General features: G+C 66.7%; 18 protein-coding genes, 1 tRNA gene and 1 pseudogene. 13 read left to right on the top strand and 7 right to left on the bottom strand.

All coding sequences use genetic code 11. From position 1 onward, the window contains the following. Positions 1-31: 31 nt before the first annotated feature. From BST42_RS23845 to BST42_RS23825, 5 genes are read right to left on the bottom strand one after another with little or no spacing between them, the layout of a single operon-like run. Complete coding sequence (locus BST42_RS23845; RefSeq protein WP_083121803.1) at positions 32-1006, bottom strand: NADPH:quinone oxidoreductase family protein; 975 nt, start codon at positions 1004-1006, stop codon at positions 32-34. Further along, positions 1006-1629 carry a TetR/AcrR family transcriptional regulator gene (locus BST42_RS23840; protein ID WP_083121802.1) on the bottom strand — a complete coding sequence of 208 codons (624 nt, stop codon included), beginning with the start codon at positions 1627-1629 and terminating at the stop codon, positions 1006-1008. The genes BST42_RS23845 and BST42_RS23840 overlap by 1 nt, the downstream gene beginning before the upstream one ends. Then, complete coding sequence (locus BST42_RS23835; RefSeq protein ID WP_083121801.1) at positions 1626-2945, bottom strand: acyl-CoA dehydrogenase family protein; 1320 nt, start codon at positions 2943-2945, stop codon at positions 1626-1628. The genes BST42_RS23840 and BST42_RS23835 overlap by 4 nt, the downstream gene beginning before the upstream one ends. Positions 2946-2957: 12 nt before the next feature. Then, positions 2958-3743, bottom strand: a complete 786-nt coding sequence (locus BST42_RS23830; RefSeq protein ID WP_083121800.1) for an SDR family NAD(P)-dependent oxidoreductase — start codon at positions 3741-3743, stop codon at positions 2958-2960. Beyond that, a complete protein-coding gene (locus tag BST42_RS23825) occupies positions 3744-4787 on the bottom strand; it encodes a phosphotransferase family protein (RefSeq protein ID WP_083121799.1) in 1044 nt (347 codons plus the stop codon). 87 nt (positions 4788-4874) lie between these two features. Here BST42_RS23825 and BST42_RS23820 point away from each other — a divergent pair, with 87 nt between their 5' ends. The 3 genes from BST42_RS23820 to BST42_RS23810 are packed head-to-tail and all read left to right on the top strand — an operon-like array spanning position 4875 to position 7746. Then, positions 4875-6038: a CaiB/BaiF CoA transferase family protein gene (locus tag BST42_RS23820; RefSeq protein ID WP_083121798.1), complete on the top strand. Its 1164-nt coding sequence runs from the start codon at positions 4875-4877 to the stop codon at positions 6036-6038. 60 nt (positions 6039-6098) lie between these two features. Next, complete coding sequence (locus tag BST42_RS23815) at positions 6099-6707, top strand: histidine phosphatase family protein (RefSeq protein WP_083121797.1); 609 nt, start codon at positions 6099-6101, stop codon at positions 6705-6707. A 13-nt stretch (positions 6708-6720) separates the two neighbouring features. After that, complete coding sequence (locus BST42_RS23810) at positions 6721-7746, top strand: phosphotransferase family protein (protein ID WP_083121796.1); 1026 nt, start codon at positions 6721-6723, stop codon at positions 7744-7746. Here BST42_RS23810 and BST42_RS23805 read toward each other — a convergent pair. Next, the gene (locus tag BST42_RS23805) at positions 7743-8066 is read right to left on the bottom strand and encodes a LapA family protein (protein ID WP_237159582.1); all 324 of its coding nucleotides are present in this window, start codon (positions 8064-8066) and stop codon (positions 7743-7745) included. The two genes, BST42_RS23810 and BST42_RS23805, sit on opposite strands and share 4 nt — an antisense overlap. Positions 8067-8244: 178 nt before the next feature. Here BST42_RS23805 and BST42_RS23800 point away from each other — a divergent pair, with 178 nt between their 5' ends. Genes BST42_RS23800 through BST42_RS23780 form a run of 5 tightly spaced genes read left to right on the top strand, consistent with a single transcriptional unit; the run spans position 8245 to position 12327 of the window. After that, positions 8245-9198, top strand: a complete 954-nt coding sequence (locus BST42_RS23800; protein WP_083121795.1) for an ABC transporter substrate-binding protein — start codon at positions 8245-8247, stop codon at positions 9196-9198. Beyond that, the gene (locus BST42_RS23795; RefSeq protein WP_083121794.1) at positions 9199-10302 is read left to right on the top strand and encodes an ABC transporter ATP-binding protein; all 1104 of its coding nucleotides are present in this window, start codon (positions 9199-9201) and stop codon (positions 10300-10302) included. It begins immediately after the preceding gene. Next, positions 10299-10943: an ABC transporter permease gene (locus BST42_RS23790; protein ID WP_083121793.1), complete on the top strand. Its 645-nt coding sequence runs from the start codon at positions 10299-10301 to the stop codon at positions 10941-10943. The genes BST42_RS23795 and BST42_RS23790 overlap by 4 nt, the downstream gene beginning before the upstream one ends. Continuing rightward, positions 10940-11728, top strand: coding sequence for an ABC transporter permease (locus tag BST42_RS23785; RefSeq protein ID WP_083121865.1), 789 nt, complete (start codon positions 10940-10942; stop codon positions 11726-11728). The genes BST42_RS23790 and BST42_RS23785 overlap by 4 nt, the downstream gene beginning before the upstream one ends. After that, positions 11725-12327, top strand: coding sequence for a putative glycolipid-binding domain-containing protein (locus BST42_RS23780; protein WP_083121792.1), 603 nt, complete (start codon positions 11725-11727; stop codon positions 12325-12327). The genes BST42_RS23785 and BST42_RS23780 overlap by 4 nt, the downstream gene beginning before the upstream one ends. Here BST42_RS23780 and BST42_RS23775 read toward each other — a convergent pair. Continuing rightward, positions 12290-13234, bottom strand: a complete 945-nt coding sequence (locus BST42_RS23775; RefSeq protein ID WP_237159581.1) for a prephenate dehydrogenase — start codon at positions 13232-13234, stop codon at positions 12290-12292. The two genes, BST42_RS23780 and BST42_RS23775, sit on opposite strands and share 38 nt — an antisense overlap. 96 nt (positions 13235-13330) lie before the next feature. Here BST42_RS23775 and BST42_RS23770 point away from each other — a divergent pair, with 96 nt between their 5' ends. The 5 genes and pseudogenes from BST42_RS23770 to BST42_RS23750 form a co-directional block, all read left to right on the top strand. Further along, positions 13331-13849 carry a tRNA adenosine deaminase-associated protein gene (locus tag BST42_RS23770; RefSeq protein WP_036341938.1) on the top strand — a complete coding sequence of 173 codons (519 nt, stop codon included), beginning with the start codon at positions 13331-13333 and terminating at the stop codon, positions 13847-13849. Beyond that, positions 13846-14307 carry a nucleoside deaminase gene (locus BST42_RS23765; RefSeq protein ID WP_083121790.1) on the top strand — a complete coding sequence of 154 codons (462 nt, stop codon included), beginning with the start codon at positions 13846-13848 and terminating at the stop codon, positions 14305-14307. The genes BST42_RS23770 and BST42_RS23765 overlap by 4 nt, the downstream gene beginning before the upstream one ends. 28 nt (positions 14308-14335) lie before the next feature. After that, a tRNA-Ser gene (locus tag BST42_RS23760) sits at positions 14336-14426 on the top strand. 177 nt (positions 14427-14603) lie between these two features. Beyond that, positions 14604-15041 (top strand): hypothetical protein, encoded by a 438-nt coding sequence (locus BST42_RS23755; protein ID WP_083121789.1) that lies wholly within the window; start codon positions 14604-14606, stop codon positions 15039-15041. 116 nt (positions 15042-15157) lie between these two features. Beyond that, positions 15158-15426 (top strand): annotated as a pseudogene (locus BST42_RS23750) (hypothetical protein); the annotation flags it as partial.

Below are 15426 nucleotides of genomic sequence, written 5' to 3'. Positions count from 1 at the left end.
TGTCGGGGGAGTTTGTGTCTGCTCGCGAGGCCTAGGTGACGTCGATGACGACTTTGCCGATCGCTTTGCGGTCGGCTACGTAGCGCAGCGCGGTCGCCGCCTGCTCCAGCGGGAACCGCGCCCCGAGGTAGGGACGCAGCTTGCCCTCGGCGAACAACTGCGCAAGCTCGGCGTCGTCGCGCGCGATGTCGTCGGGATAGTCGGTGGCGAACGTCCGGATCTCCATGCCCTGCACTGTGATCCCCTTGAGCATCACCAGGTTCAACGGTATCCGGGGGATCTCGCCGGCCGCATAGCCCAGCGTCACGAACTTTCCGCCGCGGCCGAGGCTGCGCAGGGCGGGCTCGGAGTAGCGGCCGCCGACCGGGTCGAGCACCACGCGTGTGCCCGCCTCACCGGTGATCTCCTTGAGCCTGCTCTTGAGGTCCTCCCGGTCATAGTCGATGACCTCTGTGGCGCCGCGCCGGCGGCACACCTCGAGCTTCTCGGCGCCCGACGCGGCGGCAATGACCTTGGCGCCCATCAGAACCGCGATGTCGACGGCGGCCAGGCCGACACCACCGCCGGCGCCCAGGACGACCACCCAGTCGCCGGGCCGGACGGGAGCGACGGTGCGCAGGGTGTAGTAGGCCGTGCGGTTGGTGACCCCGAACGCGGCGGCATCGGCATAGTCGACGCCGTCCGGAACGCGGGTCAGACCACGCGCGTCGACCAGCGCCTGCTCGGCGAACCCGCCGACGAACGTGGTGGCCGACACTCGATCGCCCGGCCGGAACTCGACGCCGTCGCCGACGGCCAGCACCTCACCGGCCAACTCACTGCCCGGGCTGAACGGCGGCGGTACCTTGATCTGGTACTTGCCTGCGATCAGAAGCACGTCGGGATAGTTGACCGCGGCGGCATGCACCTTGACGACCACCTGACCGGGACCCGGTGTGGGGTCTGGCAATTCGTCCAGTACCAGGTCTTCCGGGGTGCCGTACTCGCGGCAGACGACGGCGCGCATCAGCTGGTCGCTTCCGGGAGGCCGAGGCCTCGCAGACAGAACCCGACGAGGTGATTGATGTCCTTGCGACCCGGTTGGTCGGTGGAGTTCACATAGCGGCGCATCGTGCCGACGGTACACACGAACACCGCGTCGGCATCACGCTGGGGATCGCTACTACCGAGCTGGCGAATCGGCTCGACCAGCAGCTCGCGCATGGCGGCCAGGATTTCCTCTTCGCCGAGCCGGCGCTTGTCCGAATCGGACATCTGCACCACCAGAGCCCGGCTCATGCCGATCAGCTCCGGATCGGCGACCTGGGCCAACGCCCCGCTGATCCAGCGGGTGATCTTTCCTTTCGGGGTGGCTTCCTTGGCCATCTGGTGTTGCAGGTACGAAACCACCATTCCCGCACCACGTTCCATGACCGCCAACATCAGATCGTCCTTGCCGGCGAAGTAGCGGTAGAACGCTTTGTTGGAGACGCCCGCCTCGGCGACGATGTCGCTGACTCGCGGGGCGTCGGGGGAGACCCGCTGCAGCACCCGCAGTGCGGCGGCCAGGATGCGCTCCACATCCTCGGTGGCCTCGCGTTGCCGGTCGTCAAGCGCCCGCACCACGGCGGCCGCGGCCCTGCTTGTCACGGCGAAACAGGAAGCGCGGGAATGCGATCGACCAGGTGGCCGTACTTCTCCCGGGCTCGCTCGATCCGATTGGGCAGGAACTCACTGGGCCACACCGAATCCTCCGCCTCGTAGCCCTTGAGGAGCTGGCGGGCCAGGTTGACCTTGTGCGCCTCGGTGGGGCCGTCGGCCATCCCCAGTGTGATCCCACCCATGAGCACGCTGGTCAGCGGCATCTGGTCGGTCAGTCCGAGGCCGCCGTGCACCTGGATCGCACGCAGGCCGATGGACTTCAGCACACTGGCGGTCGCGATCTTGCAGGCCGCGATCTCCTCCCGCGCGGCCCGCTCACCGGCAGTGTCGACCAGCCACGCGGCATGCAACACCATGAGCCGGAATTGGGTCAGCTCCACGAATGAGTCGGCCACCATCTCCTGGATGAGCTGCTTGTCGGCCAGCAGACTTCCCTGGGTGAAGCGGCTTTTCGCACGGCGTGCCATCGCGTCGATCGCGCGTTGGGCCACCCCGATGGAGCGCATCGCGTGATGCAGGCGCCCGCCGGCCAGCCGGGACTGGGCGACGCCGAAGCCGTGGCCTTCTTCGCCGAGCATCGCCGACGCGGGGACCCGGACATTGTCGTAGTGCACCAGTGAGTGCCCGGGGTCGTGGGAGTGCGAGCCGACCAGGTGGTGCGTCGCCTCGATGTGGACGCCGGGGGTGTCGGCGGGAACCAGGAACGTCGAGGCGCCGGTGTGGACGGGCACGTCGGGGTCGGTGATCGCGACCACGATGAAGAACGACGCCACCGAGGCGTTCGACGACCAGTACTTGCGGCCGTTGATGACCCAGTCGGAGTCTTCTCCGGTGCCGTCGCGCACCGCGCGGGTGGTGAACACCCGGGGATCGGATCCACCCTGCGGTTCGGTCATCGAGAACGTCGAGAAGATCTCCCCGGACAGCAGCCCCGTCAGGTACCGCTGCTTCTGCTCCTCGGTGCCGAACCGGGCGAGGATCTCGGCATTACCGGTATCGGGCGCCTGGGTGCCGAAGATGATCGACGACCACGTTGCGCGGCCCAGGATTTCGTTGATCAACGTGAGCTTGACGGCCCCGAAGCCCTGGCCGCCGAGCTCGGGCCCGAGGTGCGGCGCCCACAGACCCTGGTCGCGTACCTTCTGCTTGAGCGGGTCGACAATCCTGCGGCGCTCGTCGTTCAGCGGCAGGAACTCGCAGCTCGGGAAGATGACTTCAAGGGGTTCGACCTCGTCGCGCACGAAGTTCCGGATCCACTCGAGCTTCTCCTCGAATTCCGGCTCGGTGGAAAAGTCCCATGCCATCGTCGTACTCCTTTACGGGATTCCGCCGTCGACCCGAAGGATCGAGCCGGTGGTGAAGCTGGAGGCATCGGACATCAGAAACAGTGCGGCGCCGATGATTTCGGCTGGTTCACCGGCCCGCTGCAGGGCGTGGCGGCTGAATGGATTCTCGGTACCACTGGGCCCATCTGTTGGGCCGAGCCCTAGGCCCCACGCCTTGCTGATGTCGGTGAGGAACGGCCCGGGCATCAACGTGTTGACCCGCACCGTCGGCCCGAATGCCGCGGCCAGGCCCTCGGTCATCGCGTTCAGCCCGGCCTTGGAGGCCGCGTACGGAATGAACGACGGATGCGGCCGCAACGAACCGTGGGTGCTGACGTTGATGATCACACCGCCCCCGTCGGCGACCATGCGTTCACCCACCAGCGCCGAAAGGCGGAACGGCCCCTTCAGATTCAGGTTCATCACCGCGTCGAAGAGTTTCTCGCTGACATCGGTCAGCTTGTCGTAGGTCGGTGACATGCCGGCGTTGTTCACCAGCACATCGAGCTTGCCGAAGCGGTCGTAAACCGCCTCGACCAACCCGTCGAGCTCATCCCAGCGACCGACGTGCACGCGAAACGGCATTGCGGTACAGCCAGTTTCGGCCTCGATCTCCTTGGCTGTCGCAACGCAGGTGTCGAACTTGCGGCTGGCGATCACCACGTCAGCGCCGCAGCGCGCGGCCGCCATCGCCATCTCGCGGCCCAGGCCGCGGCTGCCGCCGGTGACCAGCACCACGCGGCCGGTCAGATCGAAAAGAGCGTCTGCGTAGCCCATTCAGGCCTCCTCACCGGATTGCGCCAACCGGGCCGCGGTGGCGATCAGATCGGGCACCATCGCGCCGAAGGCCTCGACCACTTTCGGGTCTGCCGTGCCACCGTTGACCGCGGCGGCGTAGGTCTTCTCCAGCACGATGCCCAGCTTCCAATTGGCCAGCACCAGGTAGTAGTGGATGTTCTCGCATCCCAGCCCGCTGACCTTCTCATAGTGCGCCAACAGTTCACTGCGGGTGGGCATACCGTCCATCGGCAGGTAGAAGCCGGTGTCCTTGGGATGTTCGCCGTCGTAGCCGAGCAGCGCCCATGCCACGTCCAGCAGCGGGTCGCCGATCGTGGTCATCTCCCAGTCGACGATCGCGGCCAGCCGCCCGGGTGCGCCGTGGGCGTACATGACGTTGGCGAACTGATAGTCGCCGTGCATGATCCCGGGGGTGTAGTGGGCGGGCCGATTGTCGCGCAACCACTGCGACGCGACGTCCAGCCCAGGCAGTTCGCGCACCTGGAACGCGGCGAGGAACGCCAACCAGCGATCCACCTGTCGGTCGTGGAACCCGTCGGGTTTGCCGAACCCGTCCAGGCCTTGCGCCTTCCAATCCACCCGGCCGAGCTTCGCCGCACCCTCGATCAGCTGGAACGCGAGGTCGCGGCGGGCGTCGAGGTCGGTGTCGAACGGCGACTCCCAGCCGCCCTCCATCGGGCTCCAGCCGTCGACTTCCTTCATGAGATAGAACGGCTTGCCGAGCACCTCACCACTCTCATCGGCGGCGACCAGTTCGGCGTGCGGCACGTCAGTGCCCTTCAACGCCCGTTCCAGGCGGATCTCGCGAAGCAGCTCACCGAGGCGCCGGTCGTCGGCGCGCGGCCCCGGCATCCGCAGAACCATGCCTTCACCACCGCGGGTGATCCGGTACAGCATGTTCTGCGAGCCGCCCTTGAGAATCTCGGCGACGGGCTCCTCGCCATGGCCGGGGGCGTCCTGGGTGTCGAGCCATCGGCCAAGCGTCGCGGTGTCGAGGTCCGCGGGACTTTCCGTTCTCGTCATGGAACTCCTCAATCTCCGTTCGGAGAATAGCATTCTCCGAACGCGGAACCACTAGCCTTTGGCGAACGCATAGCGAAAGGGGCGGCGATGGCCGGACCGCTGGAGGGCATCAAGGTTGTCGAGCTCGGGGTGTGGGTCGCCGGGCCGGCCGCCGGAGGAATCCTGGCCGACTGGGGTGCCGACGTCGTCAAGATCGAACCGCCGACCGGCGACCCGGGCCGGATGTTCGGCAGGATGCTCGGACTCGACGACGGCACCAACCCGCCGTTCGAGATGGACAACCGGTCCAAGCGCAGCATCGTGCTCGACCTCACCACCGACGGTGGGCTGGCGACCGCGCGCCAATTACTCACGGAGGCAGACGTTTTCCTCACCAACGTCCGGCCGGACGCGCTCGGACGGCTCGATCTGGACTATCCGTCGGTGGCCGCCCTCAATCCGGGGCTGATCTACGGCCTGATCACCGGTTACGGCGAGACCGGACCCGAAGCGAACCGCCCGGCCTACGACGTCGCCGCGTTCTGGGCCCGCTCCGGGGTGGCCGATCTGCTCACCCGTCCCGGCGACAGCCCGCCGTTCCAGCGGGGCGGCATGGGCGATCACATGACGGGTATGACGCTGGCGGCAGCCATCAACGCCGCACTGGTGGCCCGCGCCCGCACCGGCGAAGGGCAGCTGGTGACGACCTCGCTCTACCGCCAGGGCGCATACACCGTCAGCTTCGACCTGAACACCTTCCTGCTGACCGGCAATCCGATCGCGATCGGTCAGCGCGAGACGATGTTCAACCCGTGTATGAACAACTACCTGGCGGCCGACGGGCGGCGACTCTGGATCGTCGGACTGGAAGCCGACCGGCATTGGCCGTCGCTGTGCCGCGCGGTCGGGCGCCCGGAGTGGTTGACCGACAACCGGTTTGCGACTGCCCGAGACCGCGCGATCAACTCCCGTGAGCTCATTGCGACCCTCGACGAGATCTTCGCGACGAAGACGCTCGCGGAGTGGGCTGCCACGTTCGACGCCGAGCCCGACCTGTTCTGGTCGCCGGTGAACTCGATGGAGGACGTCCTCGCCGACGAGCAGTTCCACGCCGCGGGCGGTCTGGTCGACGTGCCCGACGGCGGCCCGATGATCGCCACCCCTGCCGACTTCCACGGCACCCCGTGGGCGCCGCGGTCGGCCGCCCCGAAGCTCGGTGAGCACACCGACGAGGTTCTCGCCGAGCTCGCCGAACGTGCGGGATATCGTTGAAAATCGTCGAAGAATCCGCGACAACTCGCACGCTCGGCGCGTGAAAGGACCACCGCACCCATGCAGCTGCTGCTCGTCAGGCATGCCCTGCCACACCGCACCGAGGCCGGTGAAGGCAGTGATCCGGAACTGTCCGACGAGGGCTGGGACCAGGCTCGGCGGCTGCCTGAGGCGCTGGACCGATTCCCGCTCGCCCGGCTGATCAGCAGCCCGCAGCGGCGTGCGCTGCAGACCGCCGAGCCGGTCGCGAAGGCCACCGGGCTGACCGTCGACATCGACGACCGGCTGGCCGAGTACGACCGCGGGCTGTCCCACTACGTGCCGATCGAACAGGTGCGCAAAGAGCGGCCCGAGGAGTGGGCGCGGATGGCCGATGGCCGGTTGCCGAGCACCGTCGACGAGGACGAGTTCCGCGGCCGGGTGGGTGCGGCGCTGACCGATATCGTCACGGCGGCCGACCACGACGAGACCGTCGCCGTATTCAGTCACGGCGGCGTGATCAACGTGATCCTGCACGAACTGCTCGGCACCAAGCGGTTGCTGTCGTTCCCCATCGATTACGTGTCGATCACCCGCCTGCTGTACGCCCGCAGCGGGTTCGGCACGGTGGCGGCGGTCAACACCACCGAACATGTTTGGGATCTCCTGCCGCGCAACCAGCGCTATTAGCTATACATAGCGGGTGACTTCTTCCGACGGTCTCGACCTGGCGGCACTCGACCGGCATCTGCGATCGGCGGGCATTCCGCGCAGCGGAGAGTTGCAGGCGGAGTTAATCTCCGGTGGCCGGTCGAACCTGACCTTTCTGATTTTCGACGACGCCTCCAAGTGGGTCTTGCGCCGCCCGCCGCTGCATGGTCTCACCCCGTCGGCGCACGATATGGCTCGCGAGTACCGGGTGGTGGCCGCGCTGGCCGGCAGCCCGGTGCCGGTCGCGCCCGCGGTCACCATGCGCGACGACGACTCGGTCGGGGGCGCACCGTTCCAGATGGTGGAATACGTGGCGGGCCAAGTGGTCCGCACCCGCGCCGAACTGGATGCGCTCGGCGACGCCGCCGTGGTCAGTGATTGCGTCGACAGTCTCATCCGGGTGCTTGCCGACCTCCATGAGATCGACCCTGACAGCGTGGGCTTGGGCGACTTCGGCAAGCCCGTCGGATATCTCGAACGGCAGGTGCGGCGCTGGGGTTCGCAGTGGCAGCATGTTCGGCTGCCTGACGATCCGCGCGACGCCGACGTCGAACGGCTGCATTCCAAACTGGCCGGCGCGGTGCCGTCGGAAAGTCGTAGCTCGATCGTGCACGGCGATTACCGCATCGACAACACCATCATCGACCCCGGGGACCCGACAGTTGTTCGGGCGGTGCTGGATTGGGAGATGTCCACGCTCGGTGACCCGCTGGCCGACGTCGCCGTGATGTGTGTGCAACGGGATCCGATGTTGGACTTGCTCAGCCAGGAGCGCAAGTCATGGACGGCTCCCCAGATGCCGTCGGCCGACGATCTGGCCCAGCGCTATTCGGTGATGTCCGGAAACCCATTGGCACACTGGAATTTCCAGATGGCCCTCGGGTACTTCAAGTTGGCGATCATCGTGGCCGGCATCGACTTCCGGCGCCGGATGGCCGCGGACGTAACCGCCAGCGACGACCAGGCGGGAGAGGCTGTCGCGGTGCTGATCAGCCGCGGGCTCGAGGCGTTCGGCTAAATCTGGCGGGCTGCCTTCAGGTTCTTCTTCGCGGCACGGCGGAGTTGGAAGATGCGCGCCGCCCCCGCCAGGACGGTCACCAGGCCGCCGGCCACAGCCGCCATCAGGATCGCGACACCCAGCGGAAGCGACCAGTGCCAGCCGAAGAACGCGAACGAGGCCGATTCGGTGTTCTGGGCGATGAAGACCAGCAGGATCGTCAGAACCAGCAGTCCGGCGATGAGCGAAGACCACAGGGCCGCCGCACGGGTGAACTTGACTTCTTTGACCGACGCGGGCGTGCTGGCCGCCGCCGGGGGTGCCTGCGGGCTCGGCGGCATCGGCTCGTGGTGCTCGCCCATCGGTTCACTGGTCGTCACCCGTCTATTGTTCCCTCCCAGACCGCGCGGAAACAATGGGGAGATGACAGATCGGTGACGTTTGCCCTGATCTAAACCTCGGCGCAGGACGGTAAGTGCCGTTACTGTCGAAAAAACGGGTCGGGGTGAAAGGACGCGCATGAATGCGTCGCGGGGCGGAAAGCGACTGTGGTTTGCGGCGATACTGTTCACTCTCGTGCTGCCGGTGGTGGCCGCCTGTGGCAGCGCAAACCCGCTCGGTGGTGGATCGGCATCAGGTGATCTGAAGAATCTGGTTGTCGGCTCGGCGGATTTCCCCGAGTCGAAGATCATCGCCGAGATCTACGCCCAAGCCTTGGAGGCCAACGGTTTCACCGTGGGCCGGCAGTTCGGTATCGGTAGCCGCGAGACCTACATTCCCGCGGTGCGTGACCATTCCATCGACCTGGTGCCGGAGTACACCGGAAACCTGTTGCAGTACTTCGATTCCAAGACCACGGTGACTACCCCGGATCAAGTCGAGTTGGCGTTGTTCCGGGTGCTTCCCGGCGATCTGTCGATCCTGACCCCCTCGCCGGCCAACGACACCGACACCGTCGCCGTGTCCGAAGCCACCGCGCAGAAGTGGAATCTCAAGACCATCGGCGACTTGGCCGCACATTCCGCGGAGGTCAAGTTCGGTGGGCCATCGGAATTCCAGAGTCGCACCGAGGGCCTGCCCGGCCTGAAGGCCAAGTACGGGCTCGACATCAAGCCGGACAACTTCATCTCCATCAGTGACGGCGGTGGTCCTGCGACGGTGCGTGCGCTGGTCGACGGTACCGTCACCGCTGCCGACATCTTCAGCACCTCGCCGGCCATTCCCCAGAACAAGCTGGTCGTCCTGGAAGACCCGAAGAACAACTTCCTGGCGGCCAATGTCGTGCCGCTGGTCAGTTCGCAGAAGAAGTCCGACGAACTCAAGACCGTGCTGGATGCGGTGTCGGCGAAGCTGAGCACCGAGGGACTGATCGAACTCAATACCGCCGTGTCCGGCAACTCCGGCGTCGATCCCGACGAGGCGGCGCGAAAGTGGATACGTGACAACGGTTTCGACAAGCCGATCGGGAAATAGATGATCACCTTCACAGGCGTCACGAAGACCTACCCGGACGGCACCGTCGCCGTCGACGATCTGAGCATGGAGGTGCCGACCGGCACGCTGACCGTGTTCGTCGGGCCGTCGGGCTGCGGTAAGACGACCTCGATGCGGATGATCAATCGGATGATCGAGCCCAGTTCCGGAACGATCACCCTTGACGGCCGCGACATCGCCGGGGTCAACCCGGTCAAGCTGCGTCTGGGGATCGGCTATGTCATCCAGAGCGGCGGTTTGATGCCGCACCAGCGGGTGATCGACAACGTCGCAACCGTGCCGGTGCTCAAAGGCGAGTCCCGGCGGGCCGCCCGCAAGTCCGCCTACGCGGTGCTGGAGCGGGTGGGCCTCGACCCCAAGCTCGGTGATCGCTATCCCGCGCAACTGTCCGGCGGTCAACAGCAGCGTGTCGGGGTGGCCCGCGCGCTGGCCGCCGATCCGCCCGTGCTGCTGATGGATGAGCCGTTTTCGGCCGTCGACCCGGTGGTGCGTGATGAGCTGCAAGCCGAAATTCTGCGTCTGCAAGGCGAATTGAAGAAGACCATCGTGTTCGTCACCCATGACATCGACGAGGCGATCAAACTGGGAGACCGGGTTGCGGTGTTCGGCCCCGGCGGTACCTTGCAGCAATACGACGCACCTGCCCGGTTGTTGTCCAATCCCGCAAACGAATTCGTCTCCGGGTTCATCGGCACCGACCGTGGCTACCGCGGCCTGCAGTTCCGCCAAGCCTCCGGATTGCCGCTGCACGACATTCAGACGGTCACCGAGGCCGAGATCGATGCGCTGACGCTCGCGCCCGGGGATTGGCGACTGGTGACCAAGGACGACGGTCGGCCCTACGCCTGGCTGGACGCCGACGGCGTGCAGCTACATCGGAGTGGAAGTTCCTTGTACGACAGCACGATTGCGGGGGGATCGCTGTTCACTCCGGGCGGTACGTTGCGCTTGGCCCTTGATGCGGCGCTGTCCTCCCCGGCGGGTCTGGGAGTGGCCGTCGACGACGACGGTCAGGTGATCGGCGGGGTCAAGGCCGACGACGTTCTGGAAGCGTTAGAGGCCCAACGGACGACCCACGAATGAATTACCTACTGACCCATCTGGACAAGGCGTGGGCGCTGACGGTGATCCACCTGCGGCTGTCGCTGGTTCCGGTGGTGCTGGGTCTGGTCATCGCGGTGCCCCTGGGCGCCTACGTGTGGCGGACCACCGCGCTGCGCCGGGTGACCACGGTGACAGCCAGCATCATCTTCACGATCCCATCGCTGGCATTGTTCGTGGTGCTGCCGCTGATCATCCCGACCCGAATCCTCGACGAGGCCAATGTCATCGTCGCCTTGACCCTTTACACGACCGCGCTGCTGGTGCGAGCCGTGCCCGAGGCGCTCGACGCGGTACCTGCCCAGGTGCGTGACGCCGCCACCGCGGTCGGCTATACCCGGGTCTCGCGGATGCTGAAAATCGAACTGCCGCTGTCGATTCCGGTCCTGATCGCCGGACTTCGAGTGGTTGCGGTGACCAACATCTCGATGGTGTCGGTGGGTTCGGTCATCGGGATCGGCGGGCTGGGAACCTGGTTCACCGAGGGATACCAAGCCGACAAGAGCGATCAGATCCTCGCAGGCATCATCGCGATCTTCCTGCTGGCGATCGTCATCGACGTGCTGATCCTGCTGGCCGGGCGGCTGATCACCCCGTGGGCCCGGGTGAAGGCGAGCTCATGAACTTCCTGCAGCAGGCGCTGGCCTACATCTTCACCGGCGCCAATTGGGGCGGCCGGGCCGGCCTGGCGGTCCGCATCGCCGAACACCTGCAGTACACCGCGGTCGCCGTCGTCGTCTCCGCCCTCATCGCCGTCCCCATCGGCATGCTGATCGGGCACACCGGGCGCGGCACCTTCCTGGTGGTCACCGGGGTCAACGCCCTGCGGGCATTGCCGACGCTGGGCGTACTTCTGCTCGGGGTGTTGCTGTGGGGGCTCGGGCTGCTGCCGCCGACCGTCGCGCTGATGCTGCTGGGCATCCCGCCACTGTTGGCCGGCACCTATGCCGGGATTGCCAACGTCGACCCGGCGGTGGTCGATGCCGCCCGATCGATGGGCATGACCGAGACCAGGGTTTTGCTGCGCGTCGAGGTACCCAACGCGCTGCCGCTGATTCTGGGTGGACTGCGCACGGCGACCCTGCAAGTGGTGGCGACGGCGACGGTGGCCGCCTACGCCAGCCTCGGCGGCCTTGGGCGCTACCTGATCGACGGCATCAAGGTCCGCCAGTTCTATCTCGCCCTGGTAGGTGCGTTGCTGGTGACGGTGCTGGCCCTGGTGCTCGATGCGCTGCTGGCGCTGGCCGTGTGGGCTTCGGTGCCCGGCTCGGGCCGATTCCGGCGGATGCCGCAGCCGTTGCTCGACGACGAGGTCAGTTTGGACGCACGCGTACCCACATCACAGATGAGCCGCACTTCCCGACCTGGTTACGAACGGGGCGCCCCGTCGCATACGGTAGACGGGTGAGTGCAGCCAACGACGCGACAGAAAGCGCCTGGCCGGCGATCCTGACCTGGCGCGCGCACGACGATTCGCGGATGGAGTCCGCCCGGGTCCAGCTATCGGGTAAGCGGATCAAGGCCTACGGCCGCATCGTCGCCGCGGCCGCCGAGACCAACCCGGCCTTCAGTGCTTCCTATGACCTGGTGACCGACGAGACAGGCGCGACCAAACGGCTGTCCATGAGCGTCACCCTTGCCGAGCGGGATCGGCAGCTGTCGATCGCCCGCGACGAGGAAGGCATGTGGCTCATCACCGATCACCAGGGCCAGTCGCGAGGTGCCTACGAAGGGGCGTTGGACGTCGACGTCGTCTTCAGCCCGTTCTTCAACGCGCTGCCGATCCGGCGCACCGGCCTGTATCAACGGGTCGAGTCGGTGACGCTGCCGGTGGTGTATGTGAGTTTGCCCGACCTGACCGTCAAGCAGGCCACCATCAGCTATGGCAGCTCCGGGCCGGACGCCGGGGAGGGCATCAAACTGCACTCGCCGGTCGCCGACACCACGATCACGGTCGACGCCGATGGCTTTATCGTCGACTACCCAGGACTGGCAGAGCGGATCTGATCACGCCGCCGGCCCGACCGGCGGCCGCGAGTTCGGCGCGCCAATCCTCTTCTCCGATCGCGATGGTCACGATCTGCGGGCGCGAGAAGCTGTCGTAGCGCGCGCGGGCGGCATGGCCGGCCTCGACGAGTTCGGCCACCGAGCCCCGGTCGGCAAGCGATGCGCGGGCCTGGTTCAGCAACTCCAACGCGCGGTCGAGGGTTGGCAGCAGCTGCTCGGCGTTCGCCTCGCACATGGCGCGCACCAGATCGGGGGCCGTTGCCGCGACGCGCGTGCCGTCCCGAAATGAGCCGGCCGCCAGAGCAAATGCCAGCGGTACCTCGCCGGCTGTCTCCGCCAATGCCTCGGCGAGCAGATGCGGTAGATGCGAAATGCTGGCGGCCGCCGCGTCGTGCTCGTCGGACGTGGCGGGGACGACGACGGCCTCGCAGTCCAGCGCCAGGTGCATCACCTGCTCCCACACCCGAGCATCGACGTGCTCATCGACGGTGAGGACCCACGGCGCTCCCGCGAACAACCTGGCGTTGCCCGCGGTCCAACCGGAGTGGGCGGTGCCGGCCATCGGATGACCGCCGACGTAGCGGTCAAGCAAGCCGGCCGTGCGCACCGCGTCGAGCACCGCCCGCTTGACGCTGATCACGTCGGTCAGCGGGCATTCGCCTGCGACATCCTTGATGTGGCTGAGCAATTGCGACACCGCGGGCATGGGGACGGCGAGGACGATCAGCGCCTCGCGCTCGGCCGCCCACGCCAACGCCTCGGTGAGATCGGTCGTGGCGGAGAAACCGTCGAACCGCGCACCCTGGGCGCCCTCGACGGATCGGTTGTAGCCGAGTGCTTCACGCCCGGCCGCGACCGCCGCCCGCAGCACCGAGCCGCCGATGAGCCCGAGACCGAGGACGCACACGGGTGTCTTCGTCACATGTCCAGGTTGACACATCCAAACCGCACAGCAGATGGGTACCTGGTCAAAAGGCCTGATCAGCGACTAGCGTATGCGCCCATGGAAGCACAGCGTGCCCAGAACAGCCCCGGGTCGGAGGCCCCGGATGGCTTCGGGGTCGCCGTGGTTCGCGAAGACGGCAAGTGGCGTTGCTCGGCCATGAGCGCAAAGGTTTTGACCAGCCTGACTGCCGCCGAGACGGAGTTGCGAGAATTACGCAGTGCCGGCGCGGTGTTCGGACTGCTGGACATCGACGACGAGTTCTTCCTGATCGTGCGGCCGGCACCGTCGGGTACCCGGCTGCTGCTGTCGGACGCGACGGCAGCGCTGGACTACGACATTGCCGCCGAGGCGCTGGAGACTCTGGACGCCGACATTTCGCCGGAAGATCTCGAAGACGCCGACCCCTTTGAGGAGGGCGACCTCGGTGTCCTGGCCGATATCGGGCTGCCCGAGCCGGTGCTGAGCGTGATCCTCGACGAGACCGATCTGTACGCCGACGAACAACTCGGCCGGATCGCGCGAGAGATGGGTTTCGCCGACGAGCTGTCAGCAGTGCTCGACCGACTCGATCGGTGACCGCCGACGAACTTCTGGTGCGCGCGGCCATCGACGCCGCCGGGCTGGCCGGCTCCGAGGATGTGCCGATCGGTGCGGTGGTCTTCGGCCCCGACGGCACCGAGCTGGCCCGGGCAGCCAATGCCCGCGAAAAGCTCGGTGACCCGACCGCCCACGCCGAGATCCTGGCGCTGCGGGCGGCAGCCCGGGTGTACGGCGACGGCTGGCGGCTGGCGGGGACGACGCTGGCGGTGACCGTCGAGCCGTGCACGATGTGCGCGGGCGCGTTGGTGATGGCGCGGGTGGCGCGGGTGGTGTTCGGCGCCTGGGAACCCAAAACCGGTGCCGCGGGCTCACTTTGGGATGTGGTGCGCGACCGGCGGCTGACGCATCGGCCGGAGGTGCGCGGGGGAGTGCTTGCCGACGAGTGCGCCGCGCTGTTGGAGGGCTTTTTCGCTCGTCAACGCGATTTGGGTTAGTCCGCCCGCGACACGTAAGCTCTTCGGCGGTGGCGTGTCCGAGCGGCCTAAGGAGCACGCCTCGAAAGCGTGTGACGGGTAACCCCCGTCCGAGGGTTCAAATCCCTCCGCCACCGCCATAAGCCCCGAACCCCCTGTGGGTTGCGGGGCTTTTGTTCGCCGACCGTGCGGGATCTCGGTGGAGAAGGCGCCAAATGTCGACGACAACCCGCACGCTCGACGCGGCGGGCCGACCGCGGACCCCTGTTTTGCTGAATCGCCAGCAAACCCCGTGACCTTCAGTCAAAGTAGTAAGCATGGCGAAAGATTTCCGGGCTCGGGTGTTTGTCGGGGCGACAACCGTTTTCGTCGTCGGCTCGCTTCTCGGTGCACCGGGTGCGGCGGCTGACGATTCGGTCTGCACATCGGTGGGCCAGTACTGCGGCTTCTACTCGCCGTCGCGCAACATCAGTTGTGAGATCAACACCGGCGGCCGCGTCGGCGAGGACGGCGTGTACTGCCAGACCGACAACCCGCCCCAGTCGGTCACGTTGAACAACGACGGCACGTTCAAGTCGTGTACCGGCGTCAGCTGCCTCGGCAACGCCGCACAGGGGATCCCGACCCTCGCCTACGGAAAGACGATGGCGCTCGGACAATTCAAGTGCCTGTCCGAGGAGAGTGGGGTCAGCTGCACCGCGGCGGGCGCTCGCGGTTTCACGATCTCCAGAAGTGGCATCGGTACGGCCGGCTGACACCGCACCGGCTGCGGCATGGCTGTGAATAGCGCCGGTCGCGTCGCGATTCCCAGGAACCTCACCTACCCTGGCGCTTTGACGATTCAACGTGGTATGCCAGGGGGTTTGAGAACATGACGACCGCTTCGACCAGCACCCGACGATTGCTTTATGCCGCAATCGGATTGGCGATCGCGGCCGCCCCGGCCGTCGCGGTGTTCGCCATCGCCGACCCTGCGCCGAGGCTGGCGGCTCAGTGCTCGGACTCCGACACCGAGGACAGTTTCTCGATGAACTGCGCCCCGACGATCATTCCCGACACCAGCGATCAGCTCACCGAGGCCGAGGTCGCCGAGCCGGGCTTCAACGGCGGCAACCACAGCGGTGGTGGCGGCGGTGGGGG

Origin of the sequence: Mycolicibacterium rhodesiae (assembly GCF_002086695.1) — a bacterium.
GTDB classification, from domain to species: domain Bacteria; phylum Actinomycetota; class Actinomycetes; order Mycobacteriales; family Mycobacteriaceae; genus Mycobacterium; species Mycobacterium rhodesiae.
The sequence above is the reverse complement of the archived record's forward strand: the minus strand, read 5'-3'. Positions and strand labels throughout refer to the sequence as shown.